Origin of the sequence: Staphylococcus sp. GDY8P85P (assembly GCF_017892405.1) — a bacterium.
Lineage (GTDB): Bacteria > Bacillota > Bacilli > Staphylococcales > Staphylococcaceae > Staphylococcus > Staphylococcus borealis.
Genome location: NZ_JAESLA010000021.1, coordinates 919 through 16059 on the forward strand (window position 1 = coordinate 919; position 15141 = coordinate 16059).

General features: G+C 34.4%; 14 protein-coding genes. 6 read left to right on the top strand and 8 right to left on the bottom strand.

From position 1 onward, the window contains the following. A partial coding sequence (locus KA828_RS13120; protein ID WP_245336047.1) for a transposase occupies positions 1-507 on the top strand: 507 nt, incomplete at its 5' end. Positions 508-781: 274 nt separating this feature from the next. Here KA828_RS13120 and KA828_RS05000 read toward each other — a convergent pair. The 3 genes from KA828_RS05000 to lepB form a co-directional block, all read right to left on the bottom strand. Next, positions 782-2194 carry a zinc ribbon domain-containing protein gene (locus KA828_RS05000; protein ID WP_210125584.1) on the bottom strand — a complete coding sequence of 471 codons (1413 nt, stop codon included), beginning with the start codon at positions 2192-2194 and terminating at the stop codon, positions 782-784. Beyond that, complete coding sequence (locus tag KA828_RS05005) at positions 2194-3261, bottom strand: zinc-ribbon domain-containing protein (RefSeq protein ID WP_210125586.1); 1068 nt, start codon at positions 3259-3261, stop codon at positions 2194-2196. Before KA828_RS05005 ends, KA828_RS05000 begins: the two co-directional genes overlap by 1 nt. Positions 3262-3677: 416 nt before the next feature. Beyond that, positions 3678-4253: a signal peptidase I gene (gene lepB, locus KA828_RS05010; RefSeq protein WP_210125588.1), complete on the bottom strand. Its 576-nt coding sequence runs from the start codon at positions 4251-4253 to the stop codon at positions 3678-3680. A gap of 351 nt (positions 4254-4604) precedes the next feature. Here lepB and KA828_RS05015 point away from each other — a divergent pair, with 351 nt between their 5' ends. From KA828_RS05015 to KA828_RS05035, 5 genes are all read left to right on the top strand, one after another. Further along, positions 4605-5012 (top strand): YxeA family protein, encoded by a 408-nt coding sequence (locus tag KA828_RS05015; protein WP_210125590.1) that lies wholly within the window; start codon positions 4605-4607, stop codon positions 5010-5012. Between the two features lie 23 nt (positions 5013-5035). After that, the gene (locus KA828_RS05020; protein ID WP_210125592.1) at positions 5036-5794 is read left to right on the top strand and encodes an ABC transporter ATP-binding protein; all 759 of its coding nucleotides are present in this window, start codon (positions 5036-5038) and stop codon (positions 5792-5794) included. Continuing rightward, positions 5784-7667, top strand: coding sequence for an FtsX-like permease family protein (locus KA828_RS05025; RefSeq protein WP_210125594.1), 1884 nt, complete (start codon positions 5784-5786; stop codon positions 7665-7667). Before KA828_RS05020 ends, KA828_RS05025 begins: the two co-directional genes overlap by 11 nt. 26 nt (positions 7668-7693) lie before the next feature. Further along, positions 7694-7888 (top strand): VraH family peptide resistance protein, encoded by a 195-nt coding sequence (locus KA828_RS05030; RefSeq protein WP_107629423.1) that lies wholly within the window; start codon positions 7694-7696, stop codon positions 7886-7888. A gap of 414 nt (positions 7889-8302) precedes the next feature. Then, positions 8303-11968 carry a Spy0128 family protein gene (locus tag KA828_RS05035; protein WP_210125596.1) on the top strand — a complete coding sequence of 1222 codons (3666 nt, stop codon included), beginning with the start codon at positions 8303-8305 and terminating at the stop codon, positions 11966-11968. A gap of 59 nt (positions 11969-12027) precedes the next feature. Here KA828_RS05035 and KA828_RS05040 read toward each other — a convergent pair whose 3' ends face one another. The 5 genes from KA828_RS05040 to noc all read right to left on the bottom strand — a co-directional run bounded on the left by KA828_RS05040 (position 12028) and on the right by noc (position 15136). Beyond that, positions 12028-12600, bottom strand: a complete 573-nt coding sequence (locus KA828_RS05040) for a helix-turn-helix transcriptional regulator (RefSeq protein ID WP_210125598.1) — start codon at positions 12598-12600, stop codon at positions 12028-12030. Between the two features lie 256 nt (positions 12601-12856). Beyond that, positions 12857-13396 carry a TetR/AcrR family transcriptional regulator gene (locus KA828_RS05045; protein WP_210125600.1) on the bottom strand — a complete coding sequence of 180 codons (540 nt, stop codon included), beginning with the start codon at positions 13394-13396 and terminating at the stop codon, positions 12857-12859. Next, positions 13359-13757, bottom strand: coding sequence for a DUF3147 family protein (locus KA828_RS05050; RefSeq protein WP_210125602.1), 399 nt, complete (start codon positions 13755-13757; stop codon positions 13359-13361). Before KA828_RS05050 ends, KA828_RS05045 begins: the two co-directional genes overlap by 38 nt. A gap of 18 nt (positions 13758-13775) precedes the next feature. Further along, positions 13776-14138 carry a DUF3147 family protein gene (locus KA828_RS05055; RefSeq protein ID WP_210125604.1) on the bottom strand — a complete coding sequence of 121 codons (363 nt, stop codon included), beginning with the start codon at positions 14136-14138 and terminating at the stop codon, positions 13776-13778. A gap of 158 nt (positions 14139-14296) precedes the next feature. Then, positions 14297-15136: a nucleoid occlusion protein gene (gene noc, locus KA828_RS05060; protein ID WP_053030319.1), complete on the bottom strand. Its 840-nt coding sequence runs from the start codon at positions 15134-15136 to the stop codon at positions 14297-14299. Positions 15137-15141 lie beyond the last annotated feature (5 nt).

Genomic DNA, 15141 nt, shown 5'->3' on the forward strand with positions numbered 1-15141 from the left:
GTTGAAAAAGTACGCTTACTTATTCAACAATTAAAATCATCTATACAACGACTCAAACTATTGGATGAAGCCATGATTCAATTAGCACAGCAGCTTGATTGTTTCGAAAGCATTCACTCGATACCCGGTATTGGTAAGCTTAGTGCCGCTATGATAATTGGAGAAATTGGTGATATTACACGCTTTAAATCTAATAAACAACTTAATGCTTTTGTAGGTATTGATATCAAACGATATCAATCAGGTGGGACACACAGTAGAGATACAATCAATAAACGTGGTAATAAAAAAGCGAGAAGACTTTTATTTTGGGTGGTTATGAATATTATAAGGGGACAACATCATTATGATAATCATATTGTCGATTATTATTACAAACTAAGAAAGCAGCCTAATGAGAAACCTCATAAGACTGCCGTCATCGCATGTATAAATCGATTATTAAAAACAATTCATTTTCTAGTAACGAACCAGAAAATGTACGATTATCAAATGGCCCCTCATTAGCCAAATATATAATCAAATATAGTTTAACACCTTATTCAAAAAATTCAAATTGAACGGTTTAGTTAAGTAATGCTTATTTTAATGATAAGTACTTGACTAATCGTAGGAAAGGGAGTGGGACAGAATTCTTTTTGAATTCGTCGTCCCACCCCCGCAAGGATGACTAGAACTGAGAAAAGCTTGATTTAAGCGCCTTCTCAGTTCAGTCAACTACTGCGAATTTGCAAAATAGCTTCATTATATTATTTTTGTCCCAGCCTCTGCTATTGAATTATTAATAACCTGAACCGACTTCTTCCCCGTCTTCATCGTATTCTGTTACATAACCATCATCCGTATCAACGGTATAAGAACCGGCTAAATCTCCATTTTTATCAGTAAATGAGAAGCCCCACTTGCCGTCATCTGTTTTCTCTGGTTCTTTGTATGTGTATGTGTCCGTATCTAACGTATGACCTTCATATGATTCTACTTTATCAATAACATTGTCACGCGTTACTTCTTCTGAACTTGAATCAGAATCATCGCTGTCACTATCTGCATCCATTTTATCATCGATATATTTATCAATTTCATCATCATCAAACGTTACTGTGACGTCTGTGACATCATCATCGTCGTCTCCAGCACTTGTCACATTCACTGAATCCGATTTAAACGTTTTACCTTCATATGTGCCTTGTGCATACACCGTTACTTCTTCATCAGGATCGTATGGTCCATATGTCTCAGAAGATGTTTCACTTCCAATTTCTTTATCATTCGCATATATTTTTACGTTATTTAGCATATAGCCACCATCAACGCTAACGGTGAAACGTTTTTGTTTAAATGATTCATAAGCAATAGCACTATCACTCATGTTAATCATTAACGCCCCTTTGAATTTCTTGCCATCAATATCTTTTGTGGCTTTTAAATTATAATCACCGATTGGGAACGTACCAAGCGTTTTTTCTTCATCTTCAGAAACTGTTGTCGTGCGTTTTTTACCATTATACTCATAAGTAATATCTCCACTACTACTAGGATAAATGCTTACGGATTTTTGTGGAACATTAAATGTGTAATTATCAAAGAATAAGAATTTCTTGCCATCCTTAGAAATATTTAACACATTGTTCCCATTAGCATCGACAGACAAATTGTTGAAGCGATTATCTTTAATTTCTTTCGCACTTTGTTCTACATTGCTGCCAACATTATTTAAATCATCTTCTGTTTTAATATAATTTAAATACGCGCGTGCTTCTTCCTGACTTAACTTTTGATCGTTTTGTGTTGTAACTTCTTTGGCTAATGCTTTTTCATCGTCTTTCTTGATTGCTTGTGCAATATTTGATGCTTGCTTTTCCGGAGAAAATTGATTTTTTAATAATGAAAATGCAACGATTAAAGCGATGAGCAATACAGCTATAACAGCAATAATAATCCACGTCTTTTTATTATCGCCTTTACGTGGTTGTTGATCATATCTAGGGTCATAACCTTGCTGTTTATAACTGTTGTATCCCTGATTTGAATGTTGTTCATGCATGTCTTGTCGACGTTGGTTATGATGATTTTGGTTATGATCATGTTGTGTATTAGCGCTATTCGACTTAGATTGGTGAACAGGCTTACCACAATTTGTACATACCTTCACACCTTCACGAAGCGGTTGCCCACAATTACTACAATATTTCATTAGTAGATCGAACTCCCATCAAATAGATTATTGAACTCACTGATTAAGTTAGCAAAGATTTGATTAAATAAAGATTCCCCAAAAATCGTTACAAATAAGAAGAAAACAATAATGTAAATAATCACACCATAAAAACTTGAGAAGCGCGTATGATGATTGGCACTATATTTAGCAATCATGTACACACCTGAAATAACAATTAACAAGATGGATAGCATAAATAATGCGCCACCAAATCCATATGAATTAGCAAATATTAAAATCAATGCAAGTACTAATACTGCGACTGAAACACTATTGATCAATATAAAATCCGACAATACTTTTCTAAATGGAATTGGCTGTCTCACTACTAAACGTGTGATACCATACGTCGCACCTACGATAACCGCTAAGAATAAAATGATGGCTACAATAATCGAAAAGATAATTTGACTCTTAGGTGTCGCAAATAAACCAATTGTTGAAGGTATTGCAATCGCAAGTAACAATGCGATGACTAATAAACCAATAACGAGTAAAGAAAATAACAATTTAAAACTAAATGCTTGTTGGCTTTTTAGAACTTGGTCAGGTGCTGCGAAAGCACTTCTGAAGAAACCTTTACTTTCTTCTGTCACTTCTTTTGCCTGTTCACTAAATTGGCTTGATTGTTGTGGTTGTTGATAGTTTGAATACGGATCATTATATTGTTGTTGACTGTGATATGTATGTGATGCGTTGTTGTGAGGTTGTTGATTTGATTGTGGCTGATGCATTTGATGTTTTTGAGTTGTTGAATGATGTTCAGATACATGCTGGTTATCTATCACTTTGCCTTCGTCATTATTACGTTTATCTTGTGTTGTGTTGTTTGTTCTAGATAATTGTTCATTATGATTTGATGTCGTTACGTGTTCTTCTCCTAATGATGCACTTGTATCGTTTCGTCGCCCATTCGTCTCTGCATTTGAGATATCTTTCTCAGCAGAATTAACCGTTTGGGACTGCTTATCTATTTTATGGCCACACTCGCCACAAAATAAATCGTTAGGCTCGATTGTACTTCCGCAATTTGGACATTGCATAGGTGTTCCCTCCAATTTTTAATTTTTTTAATCTTCAAAAAGTATATCATTTATTTTGTATTGTTTTCTACATTGTTTTAAACTTTCTATCAAAAATATTATATATTCTAAAAAGTAATATTTGGACATATGCATTTTATACATTTACCTAAATATTGCTTCACTTAATATTGAAATAAAAAAGTGGCTGGGACAAAATAAAATGTCTCAGCCTTGTTATCATTTTGGCAGTAGCTGACTGATTTCAAAATGCACTTAAATCAACTTTTTTCAAATCTAGTCATCCTTACGGGCGGGGCCCCAGCAATGAGCATTTCATCAAGAAATCCTACAAGCTATGCAAGTTGGGAGCGGGACAACGAAATTATTTTAATTTCTGTCCCACTCCCAAAACTACTTCTATACGCTATTTTTATTTACTCGAATGTACCTGGGTTAAAGCCAGCTTCCCATTTATTAAATGGCCAATATCTTAATACAACTTTACCCACAAGTTGATCTTTATCTACTAAACCAACTTCAGCGAAACGGCTATCTATACTATTTTGTCTGTTATCACCTAAAACTAAATATTTATCTTTAGGGATTTTGTTCTTACCGTCAGCACCATTCACTTGGCTTGTCTTAAATGTACCAGTTAAATACTTACCTTGTTTGTGTTTCTTATTATAATCTAAATACGGCTCTGATACCTTTTTGTCATTCACATATAATTGATCACCTTTGTACTCTACTTTATCACCAGGCATACCAATCACACGTTTAATAAAATCACGTTGTGCATCTTCATGGAAGACAACAACATCACCATTATCAATGTGATTCAATGTTTTAGAAATTTTACTTACAATCACTTTATTTCTATCTTGAAAAGTTGGATACATCGACGACCCTGATACTGTGTATGATGTGCCGATAAACTTTAATACAATACCTACAATTAAAAGTGCGCCACCAATGGCTACAATCCATTCAATTATCTCTTTTTTCAATTAAACCCCGCCTATCATCTTTTATAAACATAACTTACTTTATCACAAAATCATTGCAAAGTCGTTTCACTCATCTTTAAATCCGGTAACGTTATTACCCTCAAGTTCTTACTAAAGACATCGCATGCTATCATGAGGTCTTCTCTAACATATTGTTAGCCTCATCGTAACAAACCTCTTAGAACATTACTATTCAAGTTATCACATTTAAGTGTGCCTTCTCACTTTTATTTTCAAAAATAAAGTCAATCTTTCATATTCGTAAGAAATAACAGCGACTTTGTAAGGTTAGATAAAGGCAGTACTGACGCAATCTTCCTACAATTATAAGTGTAATAGAAATAAGGAGTGATGATATTGAAAACCTTAAGAAATACAGTCATTGCAGTCATTACTATTGCAATTGTCATAATTGGAGGATTATTTGGATTAGATGCCTATTCCAATCAACACCCTAACAATCATGCAGTCAATGATTGGAATAAATTGAACCCCGTAGCACCAACATATAACTATTATGTTAAGACACAAAAACCATCAAACGTAGAAGTCGTTGATAAGGAAAAAGACTTCTATATCTACCATTACAACCAAACAGGTTACACCAAAGACGGTAAAGCTAAAAAGATTGATTATACAGCATCTAAAAAATTAAAAACGAATCATTACCTAGTTGTAAGTGAGAAATCTCACACTATTACATCATATGAAGAAGTCAAACAATCAGAAATTCCAACTCAAGCAAAAGAAAAATTATAAAACGAGCAAGGAGTGCGATGGACATGCCAATTTTAAACGTCAATCATTTATCAAAAGTATATGGAAATAAACAAAAATATAAAGCGCTAAACGACATTAACTTTTCAGTGGACAAAGGAGAATTCGTCGCCATAATGGGCCCTTCTGGTTCAGGAAAGACGACGTTACTCAACGTCATTAGTTCGATTGATAGTATTTCTGGAGGCACTGTTGAAGTAAGTGGCAATGAGATTAATAAGCTGAAGGAGAAACAATTAGCACAATTTCGCAAAAAAGAACTCGGATTTATCTTCCAAGATTACAGTGTGCTACCGACATTAACCGTAAAAGAAAATATCATGTTGCCGTTATCTGTTCAAAAAGTGAATAAAGATGAAATGGAACACAATTATAAAGAAGTAACGGAAGCACTCGGTATTTATGATTTAAGCAATAAATATCCAAGTGAAATATCAGGTGGTCAACAACAACGTACAGCAGCAGCACGTGCTTTCGTTCATAAACCATCGATCATCTTTGCGGATGAACCAACTGGCGCACTTGATTCGAAAAGTGCGCAAGACTTACTCAATCGTCTTGAAGATATGAATGCACAATTCGATAGTACTATTATTATGGTAACCCATGATCCATCCGCTGCAAGCTTCGCACAGCGTGTCATTATGTTAAAAGATGGACATATTCACTCAGAAATCCACCAAGAACATAAGTCAAAACGTGACTTTTATGATGAAATTATTCAATTACAGTCTGCCTTAGGTGGTGTCGCAAATGACATTTAATCAGATTACACTCAAAAATTTAAAAAGTAATTTTAAAAATTATGCACTATATCTCTTTTCATTAATCTTTAGTATTATTTTATACTTTAGCTTTGTCACTTTGCAGTATACGCATAGTATCAATAACGGTGGTTCTCCAAAAGTGATACAAGAGGGTGCTAAAGTAGGTGCAGTGTTCTTATTTATTACAATTATCATTTTTTTAATGTATGCGAACCAATTGTTTACTAAACGTCGAACACGTGAATTTGCATTATTTCAACTCATCGGTTTAACACGACAAAATATTTTACGAATGCTAGCAATTGAACAGCTTACTTTCTTTATTATCACAGGTATCATAGGTATTTTAGTAGGCATTGTTGGTTCCGAACTTTTACTTAATATTCTAGTGAAAATGATGCATCTGAAAGTAGACGTGACGATAGGATTTGAATTACCTGCATTAATTCAAACAATAGTGATGCTTGTACTCGCATTTATCTTGATTATGTTTCAGAACTACCTTTTTCTAAAAAGAAGAACGATACTGTCTATGATGAAAGATAGTACAAAATCAGAAGCGACTAAATCAAAAATTACTGTTCCTGAACTTATTGCCGGTATTCTAGGCATTGTCATGATTATCTTAGGCTATTACATCTCCACTGAAATGTTTGGCAAATTCCAAGGATTAACGATGGCCTTAGTAACACCTTTTCTCATTTTATTTCTAACTGTTGTAGGGGCGTATTTATTCTTTAGAAGTTCAGTATCTATCATATTTAAATCTCTGAAAAAATCAAAACATGGTCGCGTTTCAATTACAGATGTTGTATTTACATCATCTATTATGCACCGCATGAAGAAAAATGCGATGTCACTTACAATTATCGCGATTATTTCAGCAATAACGGTAACGATTCTATGTTTTGGTGCAATTAGCAAAGCCAATACGGATTATATGATTCAAACATCATCTCCTCAAGACATTAACTTTACTAAATCGCAATCAGCTCAAAAATATGAGCAATTATTAAAACAACATCATATTCAATATAACACTACAACATTAGAGGGAAGTAATACGAAACTGCTCAAAAATGATGTGTTAAAAAGTAAAACATCTAACGGTATACAAAATGCTGGTGTCATTGTTGTGTCAGATGCGCAAATCAAAGGTAACCATGCTACAATTACGAATATACAGGGTCCACTGTCAGGTATGGTAAGTGTTCATACAGATAATGATATGACACTTCAAGCCCAACAGAAAGTGACATTACTTGTAAATCAAAAAAATGACAATGAAGTCATCCCATCAAATGTGTCTATAGGTGGTCCCGTATTAAAAGTGAGTCCAGACGTTTACAATAAATTGAAACTGAAAGATCAATTATTACATCATTATGGTTTCGATATTAAACAGCACCAAGACATATCAAAAGCGGAAAAATTAGCTAAAAAAGTGAGTCCAACTGTAGCGCTGAAAAGCGATACAAAACAAATGCTTGATGAAAGTAACGGTATTTTAATGTTTGTGACTTCATTCTTAGGACTAGCATTCCTAATCGCAGCTGGATGCATTATTTATATTAAACAAATGGACGAAACTGAAGATGAAATTAACAATTACCGTATCTTAAGACGTATCGGTTTCACACATACTGATATGACGAAAGGTTTGGCCTTAAAGATATTATTCAACTTTGGTTTACCTTTAATTATCGCGTTACTACACGCCTTATTTGCAGCACTAGTATTTATGAAACTAATGGGAGAATTCTCTCCAACACCGATTATTATTGTGATGATTGTGTATTCACTCGTATATCTTATTTTTGCTGTGATATCGTTTGTTCACGCAAATCGGATTGTAAAACACGCTATTTAATAATTAAGAAGAAAGGATGTTTTTAAATGAATATTAAAGAATTAATTCGTAAATCTTATGAGGATTTATTAAGTTTAAAAGTCAACTGGTTTAATGGCCTAATGTTAGTACTTATCGTCTTTATCTTAAGTAGTATTGCAACACCATTTATTGGAGTGCCGGTAGGCTTACTTGGTGGCGGTTATCTCTTGAAACGTTACGAAGAAAAACAAGACAACTAATCGTCAATTGCAAAGTAGATTGGGAGTGGGAGAGCCTGGGACATAAATAATATGATGGTGCTATTTTGCAAATTCGCAGTAGCTGACTGAACTGAAAATGCGCTTAAATCAAGCTTTTTTCAGTTCTAGTCATCCTTGCGGGCGGGGGCCCCAGCAAAGAGAATTTCATCAAGAAATTCTACAAGCAAAGCAAGTTGGGGTTGGGGCCCCAAGAGAATTTCATCAAGAAATTCTACAAGCAAAGCAAGCTGGGGTGACGACGAATTTAAAAAGAGTTCTGTCCCACTCCCTACTCCCTTTTGCTATGTATTTTAATAATTATAACCTTTTTGTTTTAATATTGTTTTTTATTTTATATATTTTATAATTAAATTAACAGATATATTTAATTCATCTAAGAAAGGACATCAAGAAATGCAATTTAAAACTAAGTATCGTTTCTCTATTCGAAAGTTTTCAATAGGAACAGGCTCCGTTTTATTAGGTGCCTTTTTATTTGTAGGCTTTCAGGATGTAGCTCATGCGAGTGAATTACATAATAGTACGTTACAAACGGATACGACTTCCAATCCTCAATCTTTTGAAAGCAAAGTCAATCATTCAACAGATGAAGTCGTACGTAATACAGCTTCACCATCTCATTCTGATCCCCTGAACAATCCTGAAAATACAACAAAAACAGAAACTCAATCACAAACAACTAGTAAGACAACGAATTCAATTAAAGAAAAAGCGATTGCGCAAGCAATTACCGCTTCACCTCAATCTGAAAAGAATGAAACACATCATCGTTCACGTCGTTCTGCAACGTCACCAATTGCTTCAGAAGGCGTTTTAGAGGATACAACGACAACTGCAACACCTAATATGGATGATGCTAATGGCGCATCGGTTAAAAATAGAGATGTTGTGATTCCACAACCTAAAGATTCAAATACAGTGCCGACGCCAAGCGTTGTATTTGAAAAAAGTCCTGTTCCCAATCAATATACATTTGCGATAACAGATCTTAAAAATTTTAATGCTGCTTATCATACAAAATATTATTACCGTTTATCAAAACCCTATGACGCCTCAAATGACGTAACCATTGAATTAGTAGACGGTGATACCAATGCCGTAGTAGAAACAAAACATATTAATTCACCTGGCACTGTAACGATTGGTGAAACTACTTTAGAAAGAGATGTAGCTGCACATGAGCCTCAAAAAGCGAAATATGGTCACATCAATTTCACTTTCTTAAATACTTTAGACTCATTCAAAAATACTGTCTCAACAATAAGAGCACGATTTGCAATTGATGAGAATGGTAGCTTAGAAGATCAACGTAGCGGTATACAAATTTACGACGTGTTTAACAAAGCAAATGAAGGTACAACAATTACTGACCCACAATATTATATTCCACAAATTGTACCTGAAACGACCTATTATCGAGTCGTTAATAAAAATAACCCTACTTATCAAGCAAATAAGACCGATATAAATGCTCAAACATATCAACCAGATTTCACTGAAAAAGAGTTAGCACACTATACGATTAAAGGCATGGATGGACAAATCTATACCGCTTCAAATGCACGCGAATTTGAAGGTTATAAACTATATCAAATTGCTGAGCCTGATCATATGTCTGGCCCAATGACTCGCCCATATCAAGTTGGGTTAAGATATGTGGATGCTGAAACAAATAATGGTGGCATTAAACGTATAAAAGAAATTATTGGAGAAGATGGTACAACACGTATCGAAATTTGGACATTATCAGTGGATCACATGTCTGAATCAGCGAAAAATACAGGTATCGATACAACAAATTATGTAAAAGTATATGAAGCAACACTGAAACCTGGCGAAAAAAATAAAAATGATTTAGGTAAACAAATTTTTATACCCGGATATGACATCCCATTCCTTGTTCAACCAGCAAGTGCAGGTGAAGGTGCTGTAGGTAACCTTTTCGCACCTAATCAATCTGTAAACGGTGTACAAGTAGGACGTGGCAGTAATTTCCGTTTACAAAACTTGTTAGCTAAAGCACATCCAGTCATTTATTACTACACAAAAATCGAACCAGTTGAAGTTACGTTGAAAGCAAATAAAGTCGTTAAAGGCGACCACACGCTAGCTGAAGGCGAATTCACTTTCAACATAGTAGCCGGACCTAATTCACCAGCGATTCCAGAGGCTTCGCAATCAAAAGCAAATGCAGCAGATGGTTCAGTCACATTTGATAAGATTTCATTTACAAAACCAGGTACTTACACTTATACAATTACTGAAAACAAAGCAAATCTAAATTCAAATTTTGATGCAGAACCATTAACGATTACAGCAACTGTTACAGTAACTGAAGAAAATGGCATCTTAAATGCAAGTGTGAATTATGCATATGATGCCGATTCTGATCATAATCAAGCATTCACGAATTATTATGTAGCACCTAAGCAATTAGACTTTGATGTTCATTTTACGAAAGCTTTAGTTGGTCGACCTTTAAATAATGCAGAGTTTCAATTTACTATGAAAAATGCAGACGGAGAAGTCATCGCGACTGGCACAAACAATGAAACAGGACAAATTAATTTCAATTTTATTGAAGGAAAACGTCCAACTTATACGAATGCCGATGCGGGTAAAACCTTCACATATACTGTTGAAGAAGTTCCTAGCAACTTACCGAATATAAAGAGTGATGCTATGAAAGCAATTGTAACTGTGAATGTCACTAAAGAGTTACACGTAATTACGGCAACGTCACTCGCGCCAGCAGATACTGAATTTAACAATACATTCGTTCCACCAACACCGCCGACACCTGTATTCCAACCTGAAAAATTTGATTTATCAGTGGAGAAATATGACCTTACAGGACATAAATTACTAGACGATGATAGTGAATTAGCGAATAAATATGCAGATACGAATGTGAATCCTTATGCGGATCAAACAGCTAATAATGAACCCGAAAACATCAATACTAAAACGCTTAATCATGGGGATAAAATTGTATATCAAGTTTGGTTAGATACAACGCACTTAACAGCAGAGAATAAAATTAATAAATTAGGCATTACCGATGACTATGATGAAACAAGCGTAGCTGTTCAAAGCATTCATGCTTATGACGGTATTACTGGACAAGACGTTACAAACTTATTTGATATCACAGATGAGAATGGTGTTATCACAGCTACATCGAAAGACATTTTAGTCAAAGACCATGTGCTAGATAATGCGCAAATGCCATTTGGACGTTACTACAAATTAGATATTGTCGGTGTTATTAAAGATAGTGCTAAAGCTAACAAAGACATTACTAACGTAGCAAATCAATCTGTTCAATTCTTTAACCCAACCAAAGGTGGTAATGACGTTCCACCTCCTAAACCATCAGAGAAACGCGTTAATAAAGTCAAACCAGTACCAGTAAACTTTGAATTCAAAGTGACTAAGAAACTGGAAGGTGGTCAACTTAAAGGTGGCGATTACACATTCATCTTAACTGATATAAACAACCCTGATCATGCAGTACAATTAGCAACAAATGATGCGAATGGTAAAGTGAATTTCTTACCAATTAAATTCAATAAAGTGGGCACTTACCTTTACCAAATCTCTGAAAAAGTGGGAACAGACACAAATATTGCTTATGATACTATGTCTATCAAAGCAACAGTGGTCGTTACTGAAAATCCAGAAACTGGTGATTTACAAGCAACTGTCACTTATATCAGTTCAGGCGGTAAATCAGCCGGACTACATGATACTGAATTTAACAATACTGTTATACCACCAGTACCACCAAAGCCGAGCAAACCGCCTTACGTACCGCCACATCATCCACCTAAAACACCGGGTAAACCTCCAGTTAACCCGCCAGGTAATCCACCTGAAAAACCAGGTGTACCACCGACACATCATGTGCCACCAACACCTGAACAACCAAATCAACCGAAACATCTGCCTAAAACTGGTAGCGAAGATGATAATAGTAATAAATCATTAATAGCTACAATGTTTGCTAGTCTAGGTAGTGTATTATTATTAGGTAGAAGAAAAATACGCAATAAATAATCAATTCTAATTACTAGAGACCTATGAAGCATTTCCGCTTCTTAGGTCTCTCTAATTTATTATGGTAAAAATTTAAATGATACATATATACTCAACCAACATATGATTACAAATGCGCCTACTACAAAGATAAATGATAAGATACTCGTAATGAAATTGCGTGTTTTAGTAGTCTTAACTTCATTAGGATCTTGACCATTCATAAATGCTACGATTCGATCGTAATTATCCATGCCATTTTTGTATTTAATTTTATCGACTTGCGTACTACTATATAAACCTACAGAAAAAATGACATAGGTAATCGCTACGCCCCACCAACTCAAATAAAATAAAAGTGGTCCTATTAAAACACATGCTAATATCATCCAAATCAGCATCATCCACGTCCAAAAGTCCATGTCTTTTTTAATAGTTTCATGTTCCATACGTTTCACGTCTCCTTTGACAAGATCATCTAATGAAACATTAAATAAATTACACATCATTAATAAATTATGGATATCTGGATAACTTCTTTCATTTTCCCAATTAGAAATCGTTTGTCTTGAAACATATAATTTTTCAGCTAGGTACTCTTGGGAATAATTTTCTTTTTCTCTATATTTTCGAATTTGTTGACCGATTTCCATCACCCATAACTCCTAAACCATTTAGATTAATCTTGCCTAGAATAGAAGCAAGATCGAAATGCATAATCGTATCTCACTTCAACTCCATAGAAACGTTTCTGTATATAAAAAACTACCAAATTTCTTTGACAATCACATCTTTTTCATTGTCAAAATCCTTTTACATGCTGTAATATCAACATTTTTAAGACTACGGGATGTCTAAGAAAGGAACTGCGCTATTTATTAAAACGCAGTTCCTCTTTGCTATAAGCCATTATTGATTAAACGATTTTAAAATAACATCAAGCATCTTTTTAATATAGACTTCATCTAAAGTTTCAGGTTTAATTAAAATATTGAAATAAATAGGTGAGAAAATTAAATCAATAAATAAATCTTGGTCCTCTTCTTTGATATGTTGTGCGATAATCGATTTTAATACTTTTCGGTTACTTTTAAAATAACTTTTCATAAACAACTCACGTGCATCATTTTGTTGATTACTAATTAATATTTCAATAACCGCACGCCCTAAATTCGTTTTATAAATTTCCATTATTTTAATTAAGAATTCATACAACCCCGTGTGTAGATCTTTATTTTCATTTTCAAAAATTTGAGCTCTACTCACGAACATATCTACAATAATTGAAGATTTATCTTTCCAACGTCGATATATTGTAGCTTTAGACACACCTGTGTTTTCAGATATTTGATCGATGGTGATGTCTCTAAAATGTGTCGTAGCCAACATTCGATCTAATTCATTAAAAATTTTATGATTGATTGTCGGATCTTTCGGTCTTCCAGCCATGTTTTCCCCTTCTTAAATGCGAAATAAATTCAACCGCTTCAAAAATAATTACTGCACTTACAAACCATGCAATAAATCCAATAACAATACTAAGTAGCCATTGATTAGTATAATATAGCATTCCCCAAGTTGCTAATATACTAATAAGGACGCCCGTCATGCCAAAAACTGCACCTCTACTTACGTGTTTAGCAATAACATCGCCATGTTGCATACCTGTTATAAATAAAGATACTAAGAACACTGCCGGTAATGTGGCAAAGACGCCTCCTAATTCTTTCCATGGTAAGATGACTGAGATAATATAACTCAGCGTCACTGCTAATCCACCTACTAGAAATTTAATTATTGCCAATTTCATTGAAAATGCCTCCAAATATTATGAAATATGTCTTACTGCAAAAATAGCAAGCGAAATGACAACCCAACATACAAATGCAAATGCGGTGCCTTTTTTATAATCTCGTTTACTAATATAGATCGATGTTAAGAAAACAGTAATGATACATGAAATAATGCCTATTACCGCACCAGCACTAAGATGAATGGACATTTGAACAAGTTGATCGCCATGATGGTCTATTGCTAATGCAATAATAGCAGCAAGGTAGACTGCCGGCATTGTTGCAATGATACCACCCATTTTACCGCCTACTTTTTCAGCCATAATCGAGGCAATGGCTACAGCAAGACCTCCAATCATAAAATGGAGTATCGCACTAGAAATTGATATTCCAAACACTTACAAAACCTTCTTCATGAATTATTAAACGATACGTTTCGTTTAATAATATTGTAAAACTATTTCAGTATAATGTAAATGGCGTACGAAATAAAACTAATTTTCAAATTTTTATAAAAAAATCTCCTTTCAGACACTGCCTAAAAGGAGATTTTTCACTATCTTTTATAAATTTTTATCTTAATTTCATAATAATCATCATGATCTTTATCACGTTGTTCTACACGTATACCAGATTGTTCAATTGCTTGAACGCTCTTTCCAACTTCATCACGTGCTTGTGTTAAATCTTTGGAGAATTGGAAAGATTGGGCTTTAACCTTTTCAGGTCCAATTTTTTGTTTAACACGTGCTTCTGTTTGTTTAACGTTTAACTTTTGATTGATGACTTGTTCAATGAGTTGTTCTTGATCTTCTTCTTTAAGAGATAAGACTGCTCGAGCATGACGCTCTGTAATCTTACCTTCTCTTAAACGACTGATGACTTTAGGTGCTAACTTCAGTAAACGCAACTTGTTCGCAATAAAACTCTGACTTTTGCCTAAACTTTTAGCTAATTCACTTTGCGTAGTTCCACCAATTTCAAGCAACTTTTTATATGCTTCCGCTTCTTCTACTGCAGATAAATTTTCACGCTGAATATTCTCAATTAAAGCAACGACAGCAGTTTCTTCATCATTCATATGACGAATAATGACATCGGCTTGTGCTTTATGCAAGGATTGTAACGCTCTGAAACGGCGTTCACCTGCGATGATTTCATACATATTTTCTTCAATTGGTCGCACGACAATCGGTTGCAATAGCCCATGTTCATCAATGGATTCCGCAAGTTCTGTAATTTTACTTGAGTCAAACACCTGTCTTGGTTGATAACGGTTAGGTACAATACGCTCAATTTGAATGGATTCGACGCTAGAATTGCGATCTTCTTCAATGTATCCAACGATGTCATCTTTATTTTTCAATCCAAATAATTTTGAAAAAGGTTTTTTCATTATCC